The following is a 24,145-nucleotide window of genomic DNA, read 5'->3' as shown; positions in this document are numbered from 1 at the left end:
CCTCAATGCCCTGCTCCCCCTGGTCGCTCCACAGATCACCGGGCATTGCGAAATCGCGGTAGGCACCCCAATTTGAGCGGGCGCGCGGGGGGGGGGCGGGCCCCGGGCGGCACTTGCTGACGGCTGGAATACCGGCGAGGCGGTCAGGCTTCGGTGTCGGGGTCCGGGGGAAGGACGCCGGTGACGAGGAAGATCACGCGGCGGCCGATCTCCACGGCGTGGTCGGCGAAGCGCTCGTAGTAGCGGCCGAGCAGCGTCACGTCGACGGCCGCGGCGACGCCGTACTTCCAGTCGCGATCCATCAGCAACGTGAAGAGGTGACGGTGCAGGTCGTCCATCGCCTCGTCGTCCTCGTTGAGCTGCGCCGCACGCTCCGGGTCACGAGTCTCGAGCACCTCTTTGGCGCCCGCGCCCATGTTCACCGCGATGCGGCCCATTTCGGCGAAGTAGCCGTTGACCGATTCCGGCAGGGCATGGTTGGGGTGGCGGCGTCGCGTGACTTTGGCGACGTGCAGCGCGAGCGCGCCCATCCGGTTCACGTCGGCGACGATCTGGATGGCGCTGACCACCTGTCGCAGATCGCCCGCGACGGGAGCCTGCAGCGCAAGCAGGGCAAACGCCTTCTCTTCCGCGTCCTGGATCAGTTCCGAGATCCGGTCGTCTTCGCTGATCACCGACTCGGCAAGGGCGAGGTCGGCCTGGAGCAGTGACTGAGTGGCCCGGTCCATGGCCGAACCCGCCAGGCCGGCCATCTCACCCAGCAGGTGAGCGAGATCGGCCATTTGCTCGTTGTAGATGACACGCATGAGTTCAGACACTAGTGCCCTGCCCTGACCTAGTCACGAACACAGGGTTAATGCCCGGTTGCCGTCGTTTGCGCTGGTGTTGCCGCAGCTGAGAGCAGCGCCCTGGCTCCGGCATTGTTCGCAGCAACCGCGGGTGCGATAGCGAACCGCGGCGTGACCGGGATCGCATTCGATGTGATCATCGCTGCCCTGTGTGGTGGCCGCGCATCCGCCCGTCATGACAGCGCGACCAGTTCGTATTCGGACTATTGAAAGATTATTTTCGGCCTGCCAAACTATGGAGATCGCTCGCTCTAATCACGACAGGCTGGGATGACATCTTCAACACGGCGCCGGTTCATGATCGGCGGCACCGTCGCGGCTTCGACAGGCCTCGCGCTCGGAGCGTTGCCGCTGCGCGACAACGGCCCGGCCACCGCGGACTCGCCTCCAGCACCATCCGGACCCCACCCCGCACACCATCCGAATACGAGTGCGCACGGCGGCGGGGTCAGCGGGCCGACGTTCCGCAAGGGCGCAGTCGTCGATCACGCCGCGAACGGGTTCGACCCGACCGAGGTCCTGCGCGATTTCGACTACGGCAAGACCTCGACCCGGCCGGACGGCCGGACAGTGCGCGAATGGGAGGTCTTCGCCAGTGACGAGGACATCGAGATAGCGCCGGGAGTGCGTTTCCCGGCGTGGACCCTGAACTCGCGGATCCCGGGCCCGACCCTGCGTTGCCGCGAGGGCGATCTGCTGCGGGTCCATTTCACCAACGGCTCGCACCACCCGCACACGCTGCATTTCCACGGCATCCACCCCGCCGAGATGGATGGCATTCCCGGTATCGGTCGCGGCGTCATCAACCCGGGCGAGAGCTTCACCTACGAGTTCGACGCGACACCGTTCGGCCTGCACTTGTTCCACTGCCATGTCGGCCCACTGGCCGAACACATCGCCCGCGGCATGTACGGGACCTTCATCGTCGATCCGCCGCAGCCGCGGCCGCAGGCCGACGAAATGGTGATGGTGATGCACGGCTACAACACGACTTTCGATGGCGAGGGCAACCAGCTGTACGCGGTCAACGGGATTCCGTTCCACTTCATGCACGAACCGGTCCGGGTCAAGCGCAATGAACTGGTGCGCATCTACCTGGTCAACGTGCTGGAGTACGACCCCATCAACAGCTTCCACATCCACGGGAACTTCTTCGACTATTACCCCACCGGAACCCGGCTGCAGCCAACGGAGTTCACCGACACCATCGTGCAGGGGCAAGGCCAGCGCGGCATCTGTGAGCTGCGCTTCCCGCACCTGGGGCAGTACATGTTCCACGCCCACAAGACCGAGTTCGCCGAACTCGGCTGGATGGGCATGTTCGAGGTGACGGAGTAATCGCGATGACCGCCACCGTGCACACCCGCCGACCGTGGATTCTGGGACTGATCTCGGTCGCCCTCCTGACGATCGCACTGGCCGGGTTGGCCATGCTCGGCGGGCGCACCCTGCCCGAACGGACCGGCCCGCCCGTGGAGGAGATCGCGGTCGAGCACACCACGCTCACGCCCGGTGCGATCGAGCTGACGGTGCGCAATACCGGGCCCGACGCGGTGTCGATCGCCCAGGTCTTCGTCAACGACGCATACATCGACTTCACCGGCCCGACCGAGCCGATCGGACGATTGGCCTCGGCTCGGTTGCGACTGGACTATCCGTGGCAGGACGGCCAGCCCTACAAGATCTCCCTGCTGACCTCGACTGGTCTGGTGATCGAGCACGACGTCCCCGTCGCCGTCACCACACCGGAGCCCAACCCGTCGTTCTTCGGCCTGATGGCGCTGCTCGGGACCTACGTCGGCATCGTCCCCGTCGTGCTCGGCATGTTGTTCCTGCCCGTCATGCGCGTCGCGGGCAGCCGTGTCGTGCGGGTGCTGCTCGCCGTGACGGTGGGTCTGCTGGCGTTTCTGGCGTGGGAAGGCGCCAGCGAAGGCTTCGAGCTCGCGGGCCGCTCGGGTGGTGCGTTCGGCGGCACGGCCCTGGTGGTGCTCGGCGCGGGTCTTGCCTTCCTCGGACTCACCGCGGTGGACCAGTGGCTGCGCGACCGCCGCCGGGCCACCGAGGCCGCGGGCGGTGCCGGCGTGCGGCTGGCGCTGATGATCGCCATCGGCATCGGCCTGCACAACCTCGGCGAGGGCTTGGCCATCGGATCTTCCTATGCCGTAGGCGAATTGGCGCTCGGCACCTTCCTGGTCATCGGTTTCACCATCCAGAACACCACCGAGGGCCTCGCCGTCGTGTCACCACTGACCGAGCGTCGTCCACCATTGCTGACCCTGCTCGGTCTCGGACTGATCGCCGGAGCGCCCGCCATCGTGGGCGCCGTGCTCGGTGCGACGGTGAACAACGCCGAACTGTCCGCCCTGCTGCTCGGCGTCGGTGTCGGCGCGATCATTCAGGTCATCGTGCAGATCGCGCCCAGCCTGCGCGAATCGACCGGCCGGGGTTTCGACGTGATGGCACTCGGCGGCGTCGCGGTCGGACTGCTGGTGATGTACTCGACCGGGTTGCTGGTGGCCGCATGATCAACCCTGCCGCAACGCATTCCGACCCACCGCCGTGCGCCGGGTGCACCCGGCGCAGCGTATTGATCGGAGTCGGCGCTGCCGCCGCAGCGGTTGCCGCCGGATGCGCAAGCGGCAGTGCGGATTCCGGGCCGCTGCGGGTTTCGCTGGCCGAGATTCCGGTCGGCGGCGGGCGGATATTTCACCAGCAGGGTCTGGTGGTGACCCAGCCGACCCCCGGTGAGGTCCGTGCCTTCTCGGCCGTCTGCCCCCACCAGGGCTGTGCCGTTTCCAAGATCGGTGACACCATCGAGTGTCCCTGTCACGGAAGCAAATTCAGCATCGCTGATGGTTCGGTGTTGCGTGGCCCGGCTCGCGAGCCACTGGCCGCCCGGAATGTCGCCATCGAAGCGACCGAGATAGTCGTCGGAGGGCCGGCAATGCCCGAAGGCGCGTCTGCGCACTAGGACATGCTGTCTGTGCATACCATCGCAGACCACATGCGAGGCATGGGTGTTCAGCTCGGCTCGGGCCGCTGCTACTTGCAGGTCTCGTCGGCGGCGTTGACGTGTTCCAGGTCCGAGGGAAGTGTCACCGGCGTTGTCGACGCGGAGGTGCTGATGTTGACGTTCGGGATCGGATCGCCCACCGGTGTCGGCGGGCGGATGTTGCCCGTGTAATCGGCGCCGATCACCACTTCGATAATGCCGCCGAGATCGCTCACCTGCTCGATCGTCGCTCCGGGCAGCGAGCTGGCCACCGTGGCCGCTTCGGCCTCATGTCCGGCCCCGTAGCGGACCTTGGAGGCCACTTCCGAGCTGCCGAGGGAGTAGTTGGCGGTGTTGTAGATCGAGAAGCCCTGGTTGCCGAATTTGGTGGCTGCCTTGCCCCCCGCACCTACGGTGGTCGAGCCATTGGAGACCAGCAGTGACACCGTGCTCGGATCCACCGCGATCAGCTTCGGCGGCGTGGGCGGAGCCGAAGGGATCGAACCGGGCGCGGGCGCGACCTTCTTCTCACCGGGCAGCGGCTGGTCGTCTCGGATCGCCTTGAAGATGGCCTTGATGTCGGACTCGCGCGGGATCTCGTTGCCGTAGGAGGTGGTGCCCGCGGTCGGGATGGTCAAGAAGGTCACCGCACCGGCGTCCATCTTCTGCAGGGACCGCCCCAGAGTCAGCAGATCCTTCGCTTCAACCCTTTCGACAAAGGTCGCTTCCTGGAATGCAGCGATGAAACCGTTCAATTTGCCCGGATCGAACAGCACCTTGCTGGACAGAGCACCGCGTAGCAGTGAGGCGAGGAACCGCTGCTGCCGGGCGATGCGGTCGTAGTCGCTGCGTTCCTCGCCGTAGACATGCCTGGCGCGCACATAATTCAACGCGGTCTCACCGTTGATCATCTGCTTGCCTGCTGTATCGAGGACGGTGCCGAGAACTTCGTCCTTGATCGGCTTCGGTGCACAGACCTCGACACCGCCGACCTGATCGACCATTGCTTCGAAGCCGGCGAAGTCGATGCCGATGAAATGATTGATCGTGCTGCCTGTCAGTCGCTGAATCGTCGTGACCAGACATTTTGGACCGCCGAGGTTATAAACGGCGTTGAGCTTGTCGCCGATCGCCGACGGGAACGTTTCCTGGGTGTTTTCGCCCTTGTCGTTGTCCCAGCCGTTGCACTGCGGTCGGGTGACGTCGAGGTCGCGCGGGAACGACACGACGACGACGCGCGAGCGGTTCTTGGGGATATGGACCAGCATGGCGGTGTCGGCGCGCGCGCCCTCGGCGTCGTCGATGGTGCCCGCTCCGAGCTTTCCGTTGACGCCCGCGCGGGTGTCGGTACCGACGAGCAGGAAGTTCTCGTCGCCGAGTTGAGCGCCGGAGTCGACGACGTCTTTGGAGTTGTCGTCGAGCGCGTTGACCTGGTTGAAGCCGTTGGCGGTCGCGTTCAGATAGCTCCAGCCGCCGCCGGTGATCAGGACCGCGACCGCCGCGCAGATCGAAACGCTGACACGTCCGGCGATCTGCATCCGCTTGTTGCGGCGCTGCTTGGACGCCGCGAGCCGCGACAGCGGTGGATTGCCGACGGTCTTCGGTTGTGCGGCCCGATCCTTCTTATCGGATTCGGTCGTCGGCCATCCGGCGCCGCGGCGTTTGGTCTTGGCGGGTTCCTTGACCGGCGGGATGATGTCGGTGACGACCTCGGGTGGTTCCTGCGCGCCGGGTGCGGACGGTGCCGATCGCCGGGGATCCTCGGCGGTGCGCCGAACGGCGGGGCGTGCGGCGGACGGTGCGCCCGCGATGTCGTCGACGACGGGGGAGGCCACTGCGCGGCGGGCGCCGGTGACGCCTGCGGGCCGCGCGGGTTCGGTCGGTCGTTGGGGCGCGCTGCCTGCGGGCCGGGCTTGTGGGGCGCCGGATTCACGTGGGGGGGCGCTGCCTGCGGGCCGGGCTTGTGGGGCGCCGGATTCACGTGGGGGCGCGCTGCCTGCGGGCCGGGCTTGTGGGGCGCCGGACTCGCGCGGGGGCGCGCTGTCGGCGGGCCGTGTGGTCTCTGGACGCCGTGCGGGCCGGCCAGTCGGTACGGCTTCGCCCTCGGCGGCCGCCCTGCGCCTGCGGCCGCCGCGTTCGTTGTCGACCTTCTGGACGAGATCCTGAACTGTCAGCGGTGCCGAGCCGGATTCGGGAGCGTCGGTGTGCCTGGACCGCCGGGATGACCGCGAGTCGTCTCGCTCGGTGTGATCCGCCGTGGGATACCGCTCCCACGGGGCGCGATCTCCGGGCCGAGGCGAACGCCCGTGCCGATCGTCACCCACCAACGAACCTCACTTTTCGTCTACGTCGCATGGCTTATCGAGTCCGAGCCGGGTTCGCCCGGCATGACCGATTCCGCCAATGATAACGATTCCGCCACGACGAGCCAGCCCAGCGGGAAATCGAATAGGCCACACGGGTGTTTCGCGTGGTGCGTGGCCTGCTGAAATCAGCCGCCGCTGTGCATCAGATCCGCGCCCTCCGGTACGGCGGGATCCTCCGGATCGTCGAGCCAGCCGTGTGGCAACGCGACCTTGCCCGGCGAGCCCTGGCGTCCGCGTGGCCCCTCGGCGTCCCGCGGGAACGGGGCGTCCGGATCGAGTTGGCCGATCAGATCCTGCAATTCGGTCAGCCGTGACACCGTGGCGAACGACCGGCGCAGATCCGCACCGACCGGGAAGCCCATCAGATACCAGGCCATGTGCTTGCGCAGATCTCGCATTGCCTTGTCCTCGCCGAGGTGCTCGGACAGCAGCGCGGCGTGCCGGTAGAGCACCTCGCCGACGCGCCCGAGGTTCGGCGCCTCCGGGAGCGGCTCACCACGCAGCGCCGCCTGCAGCTCGCCGAACAACCATGGCCTGCCGAGGCAGCCGCGGCCGACAACGACTCCGTCGCAACCGGTTTCGTCCATCATCCGGACGGCATCGGCGGCGGAGAAGATATCGCCGTTGCCGAGCACGGGGATCGACTGTACGGCTTCCTTGAGCCTGGCGATGGCGGTCCAGTCGGCCTGGCCGGAATACCGCTGTGCGGCCGTGCGGGCATGCAGCGCGACGGCCTTGGCGCCCTCGGCCTCGGCGATGCGGCCCGCGTCGAGGTAGGTCAGGTGGTCGTCATCGATACCGATGCGGAATTTCACCGTCACCGGGACGCCCGCCGGTTCCGCGCCGCTGACCATGGCCCGCACGATTCTGCTGAACAGGGCGCGCTTGTAGGGCAGCGCCGCGCCACCACCGAGCCGGGTGACCTTGGGCACCGGGCAGCCGAGGTTGAGGTCGATATGGTCGGCCCACCCTTCGCCGACGATGATGCGCACAGCCTCGCCCAGCGTGGCCGGGTCTACGCCGTAGAGCTGCATGGAGCGCGGGTGTTCATCCTCGTCGAAGGACATCATGTGCAGCGTCTTCTCGTTGCGTTCGACCACCGCGCGAGCGGTGATCATCTCGCAGACATAGATCGAGGTGGAGCTGCCGAACTCCCGGCACAGCTTGCGGAATGCCAGGTTCGTGATGCCCGCCATCGGCGCCAGCACCACCGGCGGATCGACCGGATACGGTCCGATCCGCAGCGTGGTCTTCGCCTCGGTAGTCATCGTCACGCCGTCCAGTGTCTCATCAGGGGCAGCAAGACCCCGAAGCTGCTGGTGCGCGACGTGCGCTGATTCACTCCCCGACCCGACGACGGACCCGATCCGCCGCCGCACAATCAGTGCCGCGTTGCGTCCGCGCCGCCGATCCGATCCTTGTTCAGGTCACGGACCAGCAGGAACAACGGCACCGCGCAGCAGATGCCCACCGCGAAGGTCAGCCCCACCGACAGCACCCACCAGCGCATGATCCGGAGCGTGCGGGCTTCGGTCAGCGCCCAGCCCAGGAAGGCGATCACCACGATCGTCAGGTCGACCAACAGCTGAGTGGAGGGCAGGCTCGCGGTCCAGGCACGGAAGTAGTCGGCCTGAGTGTGCTCCGAGCCGCTGAAGTACGCGATCACCATGGCGTTGGGCGCGACGAAGCCGATCACGGTCATCGCGGCGAGAAACAGTCGCAGCGGACTCGACCATCCGGTGCGGTGGGATGCGGCGTACAGGTCGGACATCGTTATCTCCCGTGTCGGCGGCGTCGTGCCTACCTGCCCGTGGCGGGTGCGGTCGAACGAATCCTATGGTGATCGTCACAGGAAGCGGCGGCGCTGACGCTATTCGACGTCCCGGAGCCTGCGGTGGTAGATCTCTCGCACCGCGGCATCCGGCTGCGCGTAAGCGGTTGTCGCACCGGTGAATCGGGCCACTACGAGCTGTGCGCGGTAGGGCAGCAGCTGTGCCGATTTGATGATGGCGGCGAGCCTGCGCGGCACGGTCACCATCGGCTTCTCCCGCTGCACCGATGTGACGATGGCCGCGGCGACGTCCTCGGGGTCGACGGTGGTCAGCGGAGTGATCCAACTCGGCATATTCGCACCGGCGGACAGTTCGGTGCGCACGATGCCGGGCAGCACCGCGCCGACGTGCACGCCGTGTTCCTTCATCTCGAGGTGCAGCGCCGTGGTGAAGCCGATCACCGCGTGCTTGGTCGCGCAGTAGGTGGCGAGGCCGGGGAAGCCTTGGGTGCCTGCCAGCGAGGCGATGTTGATGAGATGGCCGCTGCCGCCGGCCATGAATCGTTTGACGGCCAGCCGGGAGCCGTGGATCACGCCGTTGAGGTTGATGTCGATGATGCGGTCGGTCATCGCCTCGTCTTCGTCGGCGAACAGGCCGGTCGGCATGATGCCGGCATTGTTGACCAGCACGTCCAGCGGACCGAGCGCACTGTCGACGGAATCGAGGAAGGCGGCGAAGGAGGCGCGATCGGTGACGTTCAGTGGCAGCCCGACGATCGTGGCATCAGCGTCCGCGCCCAGCTCCGCCGCGGTCTTGGCGACCAGCTCGACATCGATATCACCGATAGCCACCGCGGCGCCTGCCGCGAGAAAGGCTGCTGCGGTGGCGCGTCCGATACCGCGCGCGCCGCCGGTGATCGCGACGACCTTGCCCGCGAGCGGGGCCGCGTCCTTCGCTCTGCTGGTCATTTTCTCGGCCTTCCTGCGTTGCTCATCCCGTGGGTGTGGCCGTGCGACGCACCACGCCGTTCGCGGCCGGTTGCGCCGCTGGTTCGGCGCGGATACCCCAAGTGTCGAGGTTCGCGGCCGGATCGTCGGCGAATTCGGTATTCGCGGTTCGGCTGAAGCGCGGTGCGGTCGCGGCCCGGCGGCCTGGCCGCGGGACCGAGGGGCCTACGGCGTGAGTAACCGACCTCAGTAACCTGGTACTCCGAGTAACACCTGCCGCTGGCGGTGGGAGTGTCTCGACACACCAGACTCATCGGAGAGGCCGCATGACAGCACGGATCGAAGACACCGGTACGAGCGGGGACGACGCCGCGACAGGCACGCCGACGGCGCGAGAGACAACCGCATCGACAATCGCGGCGGCATCGGACGCGAAGCCCGCCCGCCCGGCAACGGTGTCGATCCAGGTTTCGACGGTAATCCGGGGCGCCGTCATTACCGCGCTCGTCGTCGCGGTTTGTGTGCTGAGCGGACTGCTGTGGTCGGCGCGACACGATATCGCCCAGCGAAATGATCGCGCCGCGGACGACCGGAAAGCCGAACAGGTCGCCACCGAATACTCGGTCGGCGCGGCAACGGTCAATTATCAGGACATCAATGCCTGGGTCGCGAAGCTGAAGGCGAATACCGCGCCGCAGCTGGCGAACAAGTTCGAGGCGACAGGGCCCAAACTCGAACAGATTCTGGTGCCGTTGAAGTGGACCTCGACGGCCGCGCCGATCACCGCAAAGGTGATGTCGGAACAGGACGGCATCTTCGAGGTGAATGTGTTCGTCAACGTGAGTTCGACGAATGCGCAAAGCCCGGAGGGTGCGCAGACCTCGGTCACCTACAACGTCACGCTGGATAAGAACTCGGGCTGGAAGATCACCGATGTCGGCGGCGTCGACGGCGCACTGCCCCGATGAAATAGCTCGCCATGGCGATAACGAGATAGCTATGGCAATACGAGATAGCGGGACATAAACGCGCCGCCGCCCGGATACCCGGACGGCGGCGCGTTGTCGTCGGTGGGGGTCAGCCCGCGGCGACCCCGGCCAGCTCGCGCTTCTTCGCCTCGCGGGCCAGCATGCGGTCGCGCTGCTCTTCGAACTTGATCACGTCGCCCGCCAGCTTCTCCAGGAAGATCGCGAGTCGATCGCGGACCGCCTCACCACGGGGGGTGAAGTCGGTGCGTTCGAAGATGTTCCACTTCTTGAGGACCGGCTGCACCACCTCTTCGAGGTGCTGGCGCAGGTCGTAGATGCCGTGCTTGGCCATCAGCACGCCGTTGCGACGGAAGTTGGGCATCCCTGCGCCCGGCATCTGGAAGTTCTCCAGGATCAGCGTGATCGCCTCGATGGACTGGTCAGGCGAAAGATCCAGCGCCGCACCGCACATGTTGCGGTAGAAGATCATGTGCAGGTTCTCGTCGGCCGCGACGCGCTGCAGCATGCGGTCGGCGATCGGGTCGTCGCAGACCTTGCCGGTGTTGCGGTGGCTGACCCGGGTGGCGAGTTCCTGGAAGGTCACGTAGGCGACCGAGTGCAGGAAGCCCGCGTCGGCCTCGGTGGGCGAGGCGAACCCGTTGGTCATGTGGATCATGCGCGCCTCTTCGAGCGCGACCGGATCGACGCCGCGCGTGACAACAAGGTAGTCGCGCATGACGATGCCGTGGCGGTTCTCTTCGGCGGTCCAGCGGCCCACCCAGGTGCCCCATGCACCGTCCTGAGAGAAGTTCTCGGCGATCTCACGGTGGTAGGAAGGCAGGTTGTCTTCGGTCAGCAGGTTGGTGATCATGGCCGCCTTGGCGACCTCGTTCAGCCGGGACTGCTCCGGGTCCCAATCCGCCCCGCCGAGTGCCGCGAAATTGCGGCCTTCGTCCCACGGGACGTAGTCGTGCGGATGCCATTCCTTCGCCAGGGAGAGGTGCCGGTTGACGTTTTCTTCGGCAACCGGCTCCAACTCCGTGAGCAGCTCGAGTTGAGTCAGATCCCTTGCCATGCATATGCCCTTCATGTGTGCGTGCGCTCTTGCAGGTCGTCCCCCCAAGGTAAGACCGTGCCGATGCGGCCATACCTTACGGCACCGTAAGTGTGATGCGAAACGCATCTGTCTGACAATCGATGCCCTGGTGATGCACGTCATACGCCTTCGTTGGCGCTCGGCGACCGCGTCGAGTCTATGGCTTCGGCCCGCAGCAAGGGGACTATCGCTACGGGCCGAGAGTTGTTAGCCCTGCGTGCTCGATCACATAGTGTGCCTTGATGCGTGACCGCCGCTGACGGCAGGACATACTCGCACGACCGGCATCGAGTGTCGGAGCGCTGATTCAGCGCTTGCCACCGAAGAGGCTGCCGAGCACATTCCCCAGGGCGCCGCCCGCGTTCTTGGCCAGTGCTTCGCCGATCGCGCCGCCGATGCCGCCGCTCTTGCTGCTGCCGCCGAGCAGCCCGCCGAGTAGGTCACCGATGCCACCGCCGCCTGCCTGTGCCTGCGGTGCGCCTGCGCCGCCGCCACCGGTCAGCTGCTTGGCCAAATAGGCGAGCACGATCGGGGCGAGCATCGGCAGTAGTTTGGACACCAGGTCGTTGCCGCCCGTGCCCTCGGTAGCGCCGAGCGCGCTGATCACCGTGTTCTTCTCCGCACCGAAGACGTTGTCGACGATCTTCGAGCCGTCCGCGACGTCGACCTTATCGATATCGACCTGGCCCTCGCCTTCGACGAGTTCGCCATGTCTGTCTAGCGCGCCGACCAGCGAGGCGGCGCCTTCCGGCTGGGTGGCATTGGCCTGCAATCCGCCGAGCAGTGTCGGCAGCGCCGCTTCGACTGCGTTGGTCGCGGTGCTCTCGTCGACGCCGAGCTTCTCGGCGATCTGGGCGATGGGTACCTGGGAGAGCAAATCATCGAAAGAAGTCATCAGCTCCGCCTGTCGTCGAGGGTGTCCCGGATGTACAGGTACGCGCCCACAGTAGGGGAAACCCCGCGGGCAGTGTGGTGTTTCGTGGCCGGAGGCGACGCGCGTCGCCCATCGGTGAGACAGCTCGGGCGTCCGGTTCCGAACCGGACGCCCGACACAGTGCCCCCAGTAGGGCTCGAACCTACGACCTGCGGATTAAAAGTCCGTAGCTCTACCAACTGAGCTATAGGGGCGCGGAGGGACAGTGTAGTGGGCCGGGCGCGTATCCGGTAACCGGGGCGGCGGCGCGTCCGATACGGCTGGGCGCGGCCGGTGCCTGCGCCGTGCGGGCGCCGTCGAGAGGTGGTGTGGCAGCGGGTAACAAAGGGTGCGAGCGCGACGATGCTGCCGGTAAACATCTGGTACCCAGCTTTGTTCATTTCGCCGAGACATGGATATCATCGAAACATGTTGCCTACCAAAGTCTTTGGATTTGCGGAAGGCGCGGGGCCGGAGCTCGGGGGAGCGCGTCGTCGGCGCGGGCCGGCGCCGCGCGTCGAGCGGTCGCGTCATCGGTCGGCCGGTCGGCTCGGGTGAACGTGGCTGCGACGCTGTCGAATTCGGAAATCGAGCAGGGAGCCCAGATTGATTGCGAAATGTTTGCTGTAACAGATAACCGGGCCTTGCGGCGACCCTACTCTCCAGTTTGCCGCGTGTCGGATGACGATTCCGGGTACGGTGACGACTTGGTGAATACCGGAAGAATCGCCGTCATGCCTGGCGTTCCGGAATTCGGCCTATCGTTGTTGTGTTCGAACGTATCGCGACCGGTATGGCCGATCGTGATGAACTACGAATCGACGCCGGGGGAGGCAGATCCGAGACGAACAAATACCCGGGTGCGCACCCCCTGCGGCGCACCCGGGCAGGAAAACTATACCAGCTGGTGTGTTTGAGGTTTTTCGCAAGTTTTCGTACCGAAAGTTTGAAACTGGGCGAAAACCCGGTTTGAAGTATTGATAAAACTCATAACTTCGCGCCAAGGGTTTGTTCCTTTGGGGGGCATCGATTGGCGGCGAGTAGGCTTCGGAGGCGTTTCGAGCATGGCACGGCAGCAAGAGCGGGCCCGCCGGACACGCGCGGCGATTATCAGGTCCGCCGCCGTTGAGTTCGGGAAGAGCGGCTATGCCGCTGCATCGCTCAACCGCATATTAGAAGGATCGCGCGCCACCAAGGGCGCCATGTACTTTCATTTCGATTCCAAGGAAGATCTGGCTCGCGCCGTACTGGAGACGGCGGTCGAGCGCTATCGCGCGTCGGCCGAACGTTGGATCACCAGAACGGATCTCGGTGCGCTGGACATCCTGCACGGCATGATCGACGAGATGGCGCTGCGATTGGAGCACGACATCATCGTCCAGGCCGAGTACCGGTTGATCATCGAGCCCGACTTCTATCGGGACGTGCAAACCGGCGGTGGGCGGATTCTCGGCCGCGCCACCAGGATGCTCACCGTCCGTGCCGTCGAGCAAGGGCAGCTGCGCACCGACGCGGACCCGGACCGCTTCACCCGCACGCTGGCCGCCGCACTCGCGGGCCAGCGCTACATGGTGGACCTCTTCGGCGGCGGGGCGGATCTACGCGCCAGATTCCAGGAGGCGCTCGAGGTGATCGTCGAAGCCATGGCCACTCCGGAGTGGGCCGAGAAGTTCCGCAAGGATGGCTGGCAGGCTCGAGCTCGCCTGGAAGACCTCGGTTTAGGGCTGTGACCAGCCGGTTTGGAAAGCTACACCGGTCTGTCATAAGCTAACCGAGCTCCCAACGGATACCCGTTGAAAGCCGGTCTGGAGGAATCCAGGACGAGCCCCCTTCGTCTAGCGGCCTAGGACGCCGCCCTTTCAAGGCGGTAGCGCGGGTTCGAATCCCGTAGGGGGTACGGTCTTCGGATCGTTGGTAGCACGCAAGGCCCTGTGGCGCAGTTGGTTAGCGCGCCGCCCTGTCACGGCGGAGGTCGCGGGTTCGAGTCCCGTCAGGGTCGCAAGATAAGTGCCGGAGCAATCCGGCACTTCGCGTATGGCATTCAATACGGGTGCCTGCGGCCAGGTAGCTCAGTTGGTACGAGCGTCCGCCTGAAAAGCGGAAGGTCGCCGGTTCGATCCCGGCCCTGGCCACTCGCAAGCGGGCAAGCCCTGCACGCAGAAAACGCGTGCATCGGCTTGCTCGTCTTTTTGTTTGTGGGGGTGCAACCCCCACGCCCCGCCCGGCGGGGCTTCGCCCCCCGGACCCCCGGATGTGGGTCACCTTCGCCCCCCGGACCCGCGGATATGGGTCACGGTCGCCCCCCGGACCCGCGGATGTGAGTCATGTTCGCCCCCTGGACCCTGGATGTGGGTCACGTTCAGCGCTCGGCCCCTGGATCGGGGTTTACGTTCGGCTCCCGGCTCCCGGCTCCCGGCTCCCGGCTCCCGGCTCCCGGCTCCCGGCTCCCGGCTCCCGGCTCCCGGCTCCCGGAGTCACATTTGGTCCTCGGGCCCTCCTATGTGGTCACCTTCGTACCAGGCCAGCGGTTGTGTCGGGCTTTGCCCGAAATCTCGGATCGGCCAGGGGATCGGTGGGATGCTGGGGGTATGGCTGAGCGCTGGTATTACTGCCTGAAGCACAACCGGGCCGAGCAGGGGCGGCAGTGTTGGTTCCGGGATCGGATGGGGCCGTATCCGGATCAGGCCACCGCTGAGCGGGCGCTGGAGATTGTGCGCGCGCGCAATGAGCGCGAGGATTCGCGGGATCGGTCGTGGCGCGAAGGCGAATGAGGTGTACCGCGGCGCAGGCAGGAGCGAAATGCGTCCTTGGGGTCGTCCGGCGCGCCGATCACCGCGATCGGCGGCACAGGCGTTAGAGGTGCGCCGTTCGTACAGTTCTGACATACGCCGATGCAGGTTCGAGTCGCGACAGTGGTGGTGGCCGGCCGTGCCGAGACCGGGGTGAGGACGGCCGACGTGCAACTCGATGGGTTATCGACCAGGTCTGCATCGGTGGAAGGTCGAGCGGTTTCGATCGTGTGTGAACCAGAAAAAGCCCGGCGAGCGGACCGGCCGTGGTGCAGGCAACAGAATGTCCGCGCGCCCGAGGCATTTCCGAGCGATTGCTGCACGGGTACCCGGTTCGGCCCCGGAGGTGCGACGGAAGGCGACGGAACCTCGGGGAGTGCGCTCAGGTGCTGTTTAGGTCGATCAAGTACGGTTTCCTGAAATCAGACGAATACTCGGGGTCCTGTCGTGGGCTCGGGGCTGACAGGTGAGCAGGGAGGGCGACCCTTGAGGGTTACCGTTGTTGTGCCGACCTACAACGAGCGGGAAAATCTGCCGGTTGCGGTGGAGCGGCTGACGGCGCTGCCAGTGCCCGACCTGCATGTGCTCGTGGTGGATGACAATTCGCCGGACGGGACGGGCGAGGTCGCCGACAAGCTGGCGGCCGAGCTGCCGAACGTTGTCGGCGTGCTGCATCGCACCGAGAAGGACGGATTGGGCCGGGCCTACATCGCCGGGATCACCCGCGCGCTGGAGGAAGGCGCCGATGTGGTGATCCAGATGGACGCCGACCTATCCCATCCGGCCGAGGTGATTCCGGCGATGCTGGAGAAGCTGACCACCACCGATGCCGGCGTCGTTCTCGGATCGCGCTATGTGCCGGGCGGGTCGACCGCCGCGGAGTGGAAGTGGTACCGCAAGGCGCTCTCGTCGTGGGCCAATTTCTACGTGAACCTGATTCTGCGGCTCGGCGTGAAGGACGCCACCGCCGGTTTCAAGGCGTGGAAGGCGGACACGCTGCGCGCGATCGACGTCGCCTCGATCCGCAGCAACGGCTATTCGTTCCAGGTCGAGATGAACTACCGGACGATCAAACAGGGCATCACGATCGCCGAGGTGCCGATCCGTTTCGAGGAGCGCACCCTCGGCGCATCGAAGATGAGCCTCAAGGTGCAGCTGGAGTCGGCCTTGATGCCGTGGAAGCTGCTCTTCGGTCGCAAGGTGTAGCTGGACGACCCGGGGCCCCGCATCGCTCTCGAATGCGGGGCGCTGGGGCTTTTCGCAACGCTCGTCTCGTGTTGCCCGAAAGCGTCAGTCCGCGTCCGGTTTCGGCCAGTTCAGCAGCGTGTCGAGGTAGAGCTGCCGTACCGCCTCGACCTCGTCGTCCATATCGTCGGGATTCCAGCCGCTCACATCGATGGGCGCGAGGATCGCGACGTCGACAGTGCCCTTGCGCGCGACCATCGAATTGCGCCACGAGATTTCGCCCGCGTTGCGGATCACCACCGGGATCACCGGCACGCCTGCTTGTAGCGCGATATGGAACGCGCCCTTCTTGAACGGCAGTGGGCTCGGCGTGTACGAGCGATGGCCTTCGGGGGCGACGGCGATGGATAGACCCTCGCGCAGCGTCTCCACCACCGGCGCCAGCGCGGCTTTCGCCTGCGCGGTATTCGAACGATCGATGAATGTCACTCCGACGAAACGCATCAACGGCCCGAATATCGGATTACGGGTCAGTTCCTTCTTCCCGATGCCGGTGACGCCGCCCGCCAGCACCTTGGGCACGATGACGACGTCGAATTGGCTCTGGTGGTTGAAGAGAAATACCGCAGGCCGCGGTGCGCGCGCGTGCTCCGCGCCGGAGACGCGGATTCGCACGCCGATAGCCCCGAGGGTGCCGCGCGTCGCATAGTCCATCAGTCCATCGGCCATCTTCCTGCGCTGCCGCGTGTACGACTTGGCGATCACGCCGAGGAAGGCGCCACCGAGGAGCGCGGCGAATCCCGTGATCGTCCGGCCGTAGTCGGCCGGGCTCGGCATCTGCCGCGGCCGGAACGTCAGCCTCGGCCAATCCTGTTCGGCGGTTACCACACTGAGCCGTCTATCGGGATTCACCGCAACCGGGTGGCCGACCAGCGACAGCAACGGCAGATCGGCGAGTGTGTCGGAATAGGCGTAGCTGCGGCCGAGGTCGATGCCCCGTGCGGCCGCGAAACTGCCGACCGCATCGGACTTGCCGTTGCGCCACAAGGTCTTTCCCTCGACGTAGCCGGTGAGGATGCCCTCGCTGGTCGCCATCGGGGTGTACAACACGTGCTCGATGCCGAGCGCGGCGGCCGCGGGCGCCACCTGGAACCTGGTCAGCGAGGTGGCGAGCACCACGGTGTGACCCGCGGCCTCATGGGTTCGGATGAGCCGCCACGCTTCGGGATACAGGCGCCCGTAGATGGATCGTTCGAAGAGACGTTGGCCGAGCGCGTCGAGTTCCGCCTCCGGCCGCCCCGCCAGTGCCTGCATGGACAGGTGCACGAAGCGCCCGTACTCGCCGTCGGTGAGGCCGTTGCGAATGCCGCCGAGCAGCGTTGCGGCCGCTGTCCGCGAGGCGTTCGGCCGGAAGACGCGCCGCAACAGCGAGGGCCGGGCGAACCCGTCGACGACGGCGCCGCCGAAATCGAAGACAGCGGCGACTTCGGGTCCCTGCGGGCCCGACCGGATCGCGGCGATCGCCGCTTCGAGATCCGTTGGCGCGGTCTCGCGGTGTGCGACAGTCGCGCCTTCCCGCTGATACTGCGCCGCAGCGTCGCGCGCACCCATCACGGCTCCTGCACTAGTCGGTTCGACGGATCCAATGCGGCGGCCTGAGAAATCCGGTTGCCGATGGCACGCAGTCGTTCGGCGAACTCGAGTCTGCGCTTGGTCAATTCGGCCCTGCGTTTGGCCGAATCGTGCCCGACCGGTGTCAGCAGCCCGTGGTTGTCCGCGAGTTTCAGCGCACTGGTGAACAGTTCGGTCGACACCGATTCCGGGCTGTGCAGCCGCTGCTGCAGCATCATCTGTTTGCCGACCCGGACGCACTCGTCGACGAACAGCTTGCGGTCGATCTCTTCGGCGGGGTCATGGTCGGCAAGCCGTTCGGCCACCACCAGTTGCGCGTCGAAGAAGGAACGCAAGGTGCGGTGCGCCATCATGAATCCGGAGGCGGTGAGGGTGGCGAGCACATCGGTGCCGAAGGTGTCCTCGGTGGTGTGGGTGTTCCAATCCGGGTCGAGCACCAGCATCTCCGTGGTCATCTGTTCGGCGAACTCGGACCGCTCGGGGAAGAAGAAATCGAACTTCAGTAGGTCGCGCAGCCGGAACGCCTCGTCCCAGCCCGCCTTCAGCTGGTTCGGTGCCGGTGTGTCGAGCGCGGTCAGGATGGACAGTTCGAGGATCGCGCGGTTGATGAACCAGTGCACGGCGCTATTGCGGTAGAACGCGGCTTCCAGGTGCGCGCCCGCCTCGATCGCGTAGATCGGTTCCAGCCCGCCGCGATAGACGGTGACGACCTTGGCCAGCGACAGCTGCTCCAGCACCACGGTCAGGCTCTGTTCGTCGCGCAGCGCGTCGAGCTCACCGCTCGGCAGCGCGCGCTTCTCGATGTAGTTCAGCACCGGATCGAGCACCGCGCGCACTTCGCCGAGGGTCAGCGCGCGTCCGTGCACACCGAGCAGTGCCAGGGTGGCCAGCGCGTTCACCGTGATCGGGGTGACGGCGTTGATGCCGACGGCGACCTCGAACGCCAGCCGCTGCACGGCCATTCGCTCCCGTTCGGCGATCTCTACCTCGGCGGCGGTGGAGCCCGGCTCATCCAGCGCCGAATCAGTACCGTGCAGCGGGATGGACAGCGGTGGTGTGGTGAGTGGATCGCCAAACGCCGCAAGCCGGTCGCGCGCGGACAGCGGCTCGCCGAAACGCACATAGACGTGTCCGGCCGAATGCTGTTGGCTGCGAATGTAGCGCGCCAGCCACGCCAGGCCCTCGGGCTGCTTCTTCCCGCCCACCTGTTCGGTCGCGATAGCGCCGAGCTCGTTGAGCCGTTCATAGGTGATCGACACCGGCACCAGCATCACGTCGTCGATGCGATTCGAGCGGACGGCGGCCGCGAGATAATTCAGCAGCCCGTAGCGTGGCGGCCGCAGCTTGCCGGTGCGGGTGCGGCCGCCCTCGAAGTACCACTCCAGGTTGAACCGCTTGGCGAGCAGGTAGGCGAAGTATTCCTCGACCACCGCCTTGTAGACCTCGTCGTCGCCGAAGCTGCGCCGGATGAAGACGGTGCCGGTGCGCCGGGCGATCGGGCCCATCGGCCAGAAGCTGAGGTTCGCGCCGCCGATCACATGGTTCGGCGGAAAATCATTGCGGGCCAGCACGTCACCGAGCACGAAAGCGTCCACGTAAGAGCGGTGCGAAGGCAGGAAGACCAGCGGATAACGCCGGTTGAGCGTCCGCAGTCCGGCCAGCCCGGACTCCTCGGTGTGCACCTTCCAGGTGGAGGCGTGCACCGGCCGCATCGCCTGGGTGAACAGGTCCGAGACCAGCCTGCTCTGTGCGGCAACGAGTTCCCGCAGTCCCTTCTCGGCCCTGCGGTACACCTCGTGCGGGCTCGCGCCGATCTGGTCGGCGATGACGTCGAGCCGGTGCAGGAAGTCGGGGGAGTCGAGGATCTCCTCGGCCACCAGCCGCGGCACCTTGTACCGATCGCCGATCACGTTGCGTTCGGCGCGTTCGAGCACCACGAGCGCGGCGCGCACAATGGCTCGGGCGAACGGTTCGGCGGAGCCGGTGATGAACAGCGCGGTGGCCTCGGGGTTATTGGCGCGCAGCTCGCTGAGCAGCGCGGGCTGCCCGGTGAGCACGACGTGGCGGTCCGGCGACTTGCCGATCAATCTGCGCTGGGCAAGCCGGTGCGGCTTGCGCGGATTGCTCAGCAGCGCCAGGTCGGCGAAGGTGACGCGGCGGACCCCGTCGCGTTCGGGTGGCAGCCATAGCACCCGCACGGGGACCACGAGTGGATCGTCGCTGCGGCCTGCCAGCCGGGTGGCGATGGCATCGGCGTCCAAGTCCAATTGGGTGACGGGTGCGTGCACGCCGAATTCCTTGGCGATGCCGCCGTCGGCGAGCCAGGCGCCGACGAGTTCGCGTTCGACTCCAGAGCTCGCGTCGACGAGGGCCACCACCGATCCGGGTGTCGTTGCTCGCTGAGCCTGCGCGGGTGAGTCCCCGCGGTGATCAATCATGACCAGATCCCTCCGCAACTGACGATCCCCCTATTCAAGCCCGCCACGGCATTCCGCGCAGGAACTCCGGCTCGCGAGTTCGCCGTGTGTCGGCTGTCGCGCCCATCGGGCGGCGCCCCGGCCTGTGCTCGTGCGAGCGCGGCATGGGCGGAGCGCGTCCGGTGCGCCCATTAGGCTGCGCGCATGGACTGGGCGTTGCGCGCATGCGGCTGGCACGGCCACTACACCTACGCGCCGGACGAGCCCGAACTACGGGACCGGCTGCGCATCGATACGGTCGCCGGGGAGGCGTGGCGCTGCCTGCGGTGTGGCACCTTCGTGCCCGGCGACCCGGTCGGCTCGGGGCCTGCCGACCACGCACCGGAAGTGCCGCGCGGCAGATTGCTGCGGGACCGCTGGCTGATGCGCGCGCTGGCGATCGAGCGGTTGCTGCGTGGTCTGCTCCTGGTTGCGGCCGCGGTGGTGGTATTCAAATTCCGTTCCTCCCGCGAGACCATGCGGGCGGCATTCGATCAGGATCTGCCGCTGTTGCGGCCGTTCGCCGATCAGATCGGCTGGGACATCGACCGATCCAAGCTCGTGCGGCTGGCCGGTGAGGCGTTCGACCTGTCGAACACGACCTTGCTGTGGATCGGGTTCGGCATCCTCGCGTATGCGGGTTTGCAGGTGCTGGAGGCGGTGGGGTTGTGGCTGATCAAACGCTGGGGCGAGTATTTCGCGGTCGTCGCGACGAGCCTGTTTCTGCCCTTGGAGATCTACGAGCTGACCGAGAAGATCACCGCGTTGCGGATCGGCGCGCTGGTGGTCAATATCGCGGCGGTGGTGTGGTTGGTCTACAGCAAGCGGCTGTTCGGGCTGCGCGGGGGCGGTGCGGCGTATCACGCCGAGCACAGTGCGGAGAGCCTGTTGAGCGTCGAACGGTCGGCGGTTGCTGTGGCTGTCGGCACAGTTCCGGTGTAGCCAGGTAATGCTAACCTTACTTCTCAAAGTTAGGTCAGCATTACCTTTGGAGGATCGTTGTCGACCACGGAGCGCTTGCGCCTGGAGTACGTGACCGATCCGGCGGCAGCGATGTCCCGGCTGGCTGCCGCCGATCGGTTCGGCGAGTACGTCATGTACGAGCGCCCGGGGGAATGGGTCTTCGCGGCCGATCCGCTCGGCAGTGTGGAACTGGACGCGCACGAGCTGCGCGTGGTGTGGGAGGGACGGACCACCACCAGTGCGTGGGACGGCAGCCCCGCGAGCGTCATCGACCGCGCGCTGAACGCGCTGCCGCTCGACGGCCGCCAGGCATACGGCTGGATCGGATTCGAATTCTGCGCATGGGCGCTGGAGGCCACCGCGCATCTGGCTCCGCGGACGGCCCTGGCGCACCTGATGATTCCACGCATCGAGGTGGCGATCGGCGAATTCGGCGTGCGCATCTCGGGTGCCACCCCGGCCGAGACCTGCGATATCCATGATCTCATCGCGGCCTCGCAGGAGAGTGAACTGCCGCAGGCGCATCCGGCGGACGTCCGCCTGGATTCCACCGGATATCGCGATCGGGTCGCCGAGGCGGTCGGCGAAATCCGTTCGGGCCGTTACCAGAAGGTCATTCTGTCCAGGAAGGTCGATCTGCCGTTCGTGGTCGACGTGCCCGCCACCTACCGGCTCGGTCGCGCCAACAACACCCCGGCCCGCTCGTTCCTGTTGCGGCTCGGGGGACTCGAGGCGGCGGGCTTCAGCCCGGAACTGGTCGCTTCGGTGGACCAGGATCGGGTGGTCACCACCGAACCGCTGGCAGGCACTCGCGCCTTCGGGCGCGGCCACGATGCCGACATGGCGGCCAGGGCCGATCTGATCACCGACCCGAAAGAAATTGTCGAGCACGCGATTTCGGTGCAGACCTCGTTCAAGGAGATCACCTCCGTCGCCGATCCCGGCACGCCCGCGGTCTCGGACTTCATGGCGGTGCGTGAGCGCGGCAGCGTCCAGCACCTCGCCTCCACAGTGCGCGGCAGGCTCGCCGCCGACCGCTCCAGCTGGGACGCGCTCGAGGTGCTGTTCCCATCGGTCACCGCGTCCGGCATTCCGAAGCGCGAGGGCGTCGACTCCGTCTTCCGCCTCGACGGCGCACCACGCGGACTGTATTCCGGTGCGGTGGTGACGATTTCCCCGACCGGTGCGATGGAGGCCACGCTGGTCCTACGGGCGGTCTACCAGAACACCGAGGGCGCGTGGCTGCGTGCGGGCGCGGGCGTTGTCGGCCAGTCGCTGCCCGAGCGCGAGTTCGAGGAAACCTGCGAAAAGCTGGGCAGTATCGCCCCGTACGTGGTGAAGGCCTAGCAACCGGGTCCGCTGTGGAAAGGCCCGGCCGTCGGAAACTCGGCCGGGCCTTGTGCGTTCGCCGTCAGGCTTCGCCGCGCAGGGCTTTCTTGTCGATCTTGCCGACAGCGGTCAGGGGGAGGGAGTCGGCCTGCCGCAGGATGTCGGGGAGTTTGTAGGTGGCCAGACCGCGGTCGGTGAGGAAGGTCTTGACCTCCGCCAGGGTGGGCATGGCGGCATCGACTACCAGGACGGCGCAGACCTTTTCGCCGAGGGCGGCATCGGGCAGGCCGACCGCGGCGGCGTGCCGAACGGCGGGGTGGGCGAGGAGGTGTTCTTCCAACTCGTCGCAGGAGATGTTCTCGCCGCCGCGGTTGATGACGTCCTTGATGCGGCCGGAGACGATCAGGTGGCCGGTGGGGAGGCGGCGGACCAGATCTCCGCTGCGGTAATAGCCGTCGGAGGTGAAAGCGCGGGCATTGTGCTCGGGGGCGCGGTAGTAGCCGCGAATTGTGTAGGGGCCCTTGGTGAGCAGCTCGCCTTCGGCGCCGGGGGCGACATCGTTGCCGTCGGCATCCACCACGCGGACCTCGTCGGCAGGGGAGAGCGGGCGGCCCTGGGTGGTGCATGCGGTGTCGGCGGAATCGTCGAGACGGGTGTAGTTGAGCAGCCCCTCGGCCATGCCGAACACCTGCTGCAGCCGCACCCCGAGCGCGGGCTCGACATCACGGGCGTTCACCTCGGCCAGCCGGGCGCCGCCGACCTGGAGCAGCCGCAGTGATCCGAGATCGGCCTCCTCCCATTCGGTTGCCGCGCACCACAACTGGGCCAGCGGCGGAACCACGGCGGTGACCGTGACCCGATGCCTTTCGATCACGGCGAACGCGTTTTCCGGACTCGGATCGGTCAGGAAGGCGATCGCGCCGCCCACCCCGATGGTGCCGAGGATGCCGGGGCAGGCCAACGGGAAGTTGTGCGCCGCCGGCAGCGTCGCGAGGTAGACATCCGCCTCGGTCAATTCGCACACCTCGGCGCTCGCGGTGGCGTTGTAGACGTAATCGTCGTGGGTGCGGGCGATCAGCTTCGGCAGGCCCGTCGTGCCGCCGGAGACCAGCATCAGCGCGATATCGCTCGGGTCGATTATGGGCAGTGAATCACCATCGCGCGGAACAGAATTAAGATCGGTGAAGGTGCCTGGATCGCCGAGCACCAGCACGTGCCGCACCGTCGGGACGGACTGCTCGACGGTCGCCGCGAGGTCGCGGTAGTCGAAGTCGCCGAGGCGGTCGGCGATGAGGTAGGCGACCGCACCGGAAAGGCGGGTCAGGTGCTCGATCTCGGCGCGGCGGTGCGCGGGCAACGTGAGCACCGGGATGATCCCCGCACGGAGCAGCCCGAACAGCACGGTCGCGAACTCCGGCACATTCGGCAACTGCACGACGACTCGATCGCCTGGCGCGATCCCCAGCGCGAGCAGCCCGTGCGCCATCCGGTCGGCCTCGGCATCGAGTTGCGCGTAGCTGCGCCCGACGTCGCCATCGAGCAGCGCGGTGCGATCCGGATGCCGTCGCGCCGTCGCGCGCAGCAGGTCATCGAGCGGGCGACCGGTCCAATAGCCCGCCGCACGGAATGCGTCGGCGTCGGCCGCGGGGAAGGCCACGTAGCCGTCGCCCGCGGCGCCGTTTCGAGCGCCGGGCAAGCGGTCGCTAGCGATGGGTGTCGAAGTCACAGTCGGCCTCACAGGTGGGGAGCACGGCAGATACGTACTGCCGGATCGATGTCTCTGAACATAGGTTAGGCAACCCTATATTAGTGTCTCGGTGCGCGTCCGGCCGTGTCGATTCGCCCAACGGCGGTGATCGAGTAATGGCAGCGCCTCACCGTGGGCGCGT

At 66.6% G+C, this 24,145-nt stretch carries 19 protein-coding genes and 4 tRNA genes; 12 read left to right on the top strand and 11 right to left on the bottom strand.

The features are described from left to right. Positions 1-143: 143 nt before the first annotated feature. Complete coding sequence (gene phoU, locus ACFU4Z_RS02865; RefSeq protein ID WP_379059219.1) at positions 144-806, bottom strand: phosphate signaling complex protein PhoU; 663 nt, start codon at positions 804-806, stop codon at positions 144-146. A gap of 312 nt (positions 807-1,118) precedes the next feature. Here phoU and ACFU4Z_RS02860 point away from each other — a divergent pair, with 312 nt between their 5' ends. From ACFU4Z_RS02860 to ACFU4Z_RS02850, 3 genes are read left to right on the top strand one after another with little or no spacing between them, the layout of a single operon-like run. After that, the gene (locus tag ACFU4Z_RS02860) at positions 1,119-2,186 is read left to right on the top strand and encodes a multicopper oxidase domain-containing protein (RefSeq protein WP_379059218.1); all 1,068 of its coding nucleotides are present in this window, start codon (positions 1,119-1,121) and stop codon (positions 2,184-2,186) included. 5 nt (positions 2,187-2,191) lie between these two features. Further along, positions 2,192-3,373, top strand: a complete 1,182-nt coding sequence (locus ACFU4Z_RS02855) for a ZIP family metal transporter (RefSeq protein WP_379059217.1) — start codon at positions 2,192-2,194, stop codon at positions 3,371-3,373. Next, positions 3,370-3,819: a ubiquinol-cytochrome c reductase iron-sulfur subunit gene (locus tag ACFU4Z_RS02850; RefSeq protein WP_379059216.1), complete on the top strand. Its 450-nt coding sequence runs from the start codon at positions 3,370-3,372 to the stop codon at positions 3,817-3,819. The genes ACFU4Z_RS02855 and ACFU4Z_RS02850 overlap by 4 nt, the downstream gene beginning before the upstream one ends. 71 nt (positions 3,820-3,890) lie before the next feature. Here ACFU4Z_RS02850 and ACFU4Z_RS02845 read toward each other — a convergent pair whose 3' ends face one another. The 4 genes from ACFU4Z_RS02845 to ACFU4Z_RS02830 all read right to left on the bottom strand — a co-directional run bounded on the left by ACFU4Z_RS02845 (position 3,891) and on the right by ACFU4Z_RS02830 (position 8,946). Next, positions 3,891-6,164 carry an LCP family protein gene (locus ACFU4Z_RS02845; RefSeq protein ID WP_379059215.1) on the bottom strand — a complete coding sequence of 758 codons (2,274 nt, stop codon included), beginning with the start codon at positions 6,162-6,164 and terminating at the stop codon, positions 3,891-3,893. A 167-nt stretch (positions 6,165-6,331) separates the two neighbouring features. Further along, on the bottom strand, positions 6,332-7,474 hold the full coding sequence (gene dusB / locus ACFU4Z_RS02840) for a tRNA dihydrouridine synthase DusB (RefSeq protein ID WP_379059313.1): 1,143 nt from the start codon (positions 7,472-7,474) through the stop codon (positions 6,332-6,334). A 113-nt stretch (positions 7,475-7,587) separates the two neighbouring features. After that, positions 7,588-7,977 (bottom strand): DUF2834 domain-containing protein, encoded by a 390-nt coding sequence (locus ACFU4Z_RS02835; protein ID WP_379059214.1) that lies wholly within the window; start codon positions 7,975-7,977, stop codon positions 7,588-7,590. Positions 7,978-8,076: 99 nt separating this feature from the next. After that, a complete protein-coding gene (locus ACFU4Z_RS02830) occupies positions 8,077-8,946 on the bottom strand; it encodes an SDR family oxidoreductase (RefSeq protein ID WP_379059213.1) in 870 nt (289 codons plus the stop codon). Positions 8,947-9,251: 305 nt separating this feature from the next. Here ACFU4Z_RS02830 and ACFU4Z_RS02825 point away from each other — a divergent pair, with 305 nt between their 5' ends. After that, positions 9,252-9,893 (top strand): hypothetical protein, encoded by a 642-nt coding sequence (locus ACFU4Z_RS02825; protein ID WP_379059211.1) that lies wholly within the window; start codon positions 9,252-9,254, stop codon positions 9,891-9,893. A gap of 109 nt (positions 9,894-10,002) precedes the next feature. On the opposite strand, the gene ACFU4Z_RS02820 is transcribed toward ACFU4Z_RS02825, so the two are convergent. From ACFU4Z_RS02820 to ACFU4Z_RS02810, 3 genes are all read right to left on the bottom strand, one after another. Next, the gene (locus tag ACFU4Z_RS02820; protein ID WP_379059209.1) at positions 10,003-10,968 is read right to left on the bottom strand and encodes an acyl-ACP desaturase; all 966 of its coding nucleotides are present in this window, start codon (positions 10,966-10,968) and stop codon (positions 10,003-10,005) included. A gap of 328 nt (positions 10,969-11,296) precedes the next feature. Further along, positions 11,297-11,884, bottom strand: a complete 588-nt coding sequence (locus ACFU4Z_RS02815; protein WP_379059208.1) for a DUF937 domain-containing protein — start codon at positions 11,882-11,884, stop codon at positions 11,297-11,299. A gap of 160 nt (positions 11,885-12,044) precedes the next feature. After that, a tRNA-Lys gene (locus ACFU4Z_RS02810) sits at positions 12,045-12,117 on the bottom strand. A gap of 849 nt (positions 12,118-12,966) precedes the next feature. On the opposite strand from ACFU4Z_RS02810, the gene ACFU4Z_RS02805 reads away from it, so the two are divergent. The 6 genes from ACFU4Z_RS02805 to ACFU4Z_RS02780 all read left to right on the top strand — a co-directional run bounded on the left by ACFU4Z_RS02805 (position 12,967) and on the right by ACFU4Z_RS02780 (position 15,897). Next, positions 12,967-13,632: a TetR family transcriptional regulator gene (locus ACFU4Z_RS02805; protein ID WP_379059207.1), complete on the top strand. Its 666-nt coding sequence runs from the start codon at positions 12,967-12,969 to the stop codon at positions 13,630-13,632. Positions 13,633-13,726: 94 nt separating this feature from the next. Continuing rightward, positions 13,727-13,799 (top strand) — tRNA-Glu (locus ACFU4Z_RS02800). A 28-nt stretch (positions 13,800-13,827) separates the two neighbouring features. Further along, positions 13,828-13,901 (top strand) — tRNA-Asp (locus ACFU4Z_RS02795). 59 nt (positions 13,902-13,960) lie between these two features. After that, positions 13,961-14,034 (top strand) — tRNA-Phe (locus ACFU4Z_RS02790). A gap of 456 nt (positions 14,035-14,490) precedes the next feature. Next, positions 14,491-14,673: a hypothetical protein gene (locus tag ACFU4Z_RS02785; protein ID WP_379059206.1), complete on the top strand. Its 183-nt coding sequence runs from the start codon at positions 14,491-14,493 to the stop codon at positions 14,671-14,673. Positions 14,674-15,177: 504 nt separating this feature from the next. Next, positions 15,178-15,897, top strand: a complete 720-nt coding sequence (locus ACFU4Z_RS02780; RefSeq protein WP_379059205.1) for a polyprenol monophosphomannose synthase — start codon at positions 15,178-15,180, stop codon at positions 15,895-15,897. Positions 15,898-15,981: 84 nt separating this feature from the next. Here ACFU4Z_RS02780 and ACFU4Z_RS02775 read toward each other — a convergent pair whose 3' ends face one another. Next, positions 15,982-17,487 carry an HAD-IB family hydrolase gene (locus ACFU4Z_RS02775; RefSeq protein WP_379059204.1) on the bottom strand — a complete coding sequence of 502 codons (1,506 nt, stop codon included), beginning with the start codon at positions 17,485-17,487 and terminating at the stop codon, positions 15,982-15,984. Next, entirely contained in the window at positions 17,487-19,946 is a 2,460-nt protein-coding gene (locus ACFU4Z_RS02770) for a glycerol-3-phosphate 1-O-acyltransferase (protein ID WP_379059203.1), read from the bottom strand. Before ACFU4Z_RS02770 ends, ACFU4Z_RS02775 begins: the two co-directional genes overlap by 1 nt. Positions 19,947-20,129: 183 nt before the next feature. Here ACFU4Z_RS02770 and ACFU4Z_RS02765 point away from each other — a divergent pair, with 183 nt between their 5' ends. Together ACFU4Z_RS02765 and nbtS are read left to right on the top strand one after the other, a co-directional pair. Then, on the top strand, positions 20,130-20,906 hold the full coding sequence (locus ACFU4Z_RS02765; RefSeq protein WP_379059202.1) for a DUF2127 domain-containing protein: 777 nt from the start codon (positions 20,130-20,132) through the stop codon (positions 20,904-20,906). Between the two features lie 57 nt (positions 20,907-20,963). Next, positions 20,964-22,274: a nocobactin biosynthesis salicylate synthase NbtS gene (nbtS, locus tag ACFU4Z_RS02760; RefSeq protein ID WP_379059201.1), complete on the top strand. Its 1,311-nt coding sequence runs from the start codon at positions 20,964-20,966 to the stop codon at positions 22,272-22,274. A gap of 64 nt (positions 22,275-22,338) precedes the next feature. On the opposite strand, the gene ACFU4Z_RS02755 is transcribed toward nbtS, so the two are convergent. Further along, positions 22,339-23,952 (bottom strand): (2,3-dihydroxybenzoyl)adenylate synthase, encoded by a 1,614-nt coding sequence (locus tag ACFU4Z_RS02755; protein ID WP_379059311.1) that lies wholly within the window; start codon positions 23,950-23,952, stop codon positions 22,339-22,341. Positions 23,953-24,145: the final 193 nt, after the last annotated feature.

It is taken from the genome of Nocardia sp. NPDC057440, from assembly GCF_042802915.1.
Classification (GTDB): domain Bacteria; phylum Actinomycetota; class Actinomycetes; order Mycobacteriales; family Mycobacteriaceae; genus Nocardia.
The sequence above is the reverse complement of the archived record's forward strand: the minus strand, read 5'-3'. Positions and strand labels throughout refer to the sequence as shown.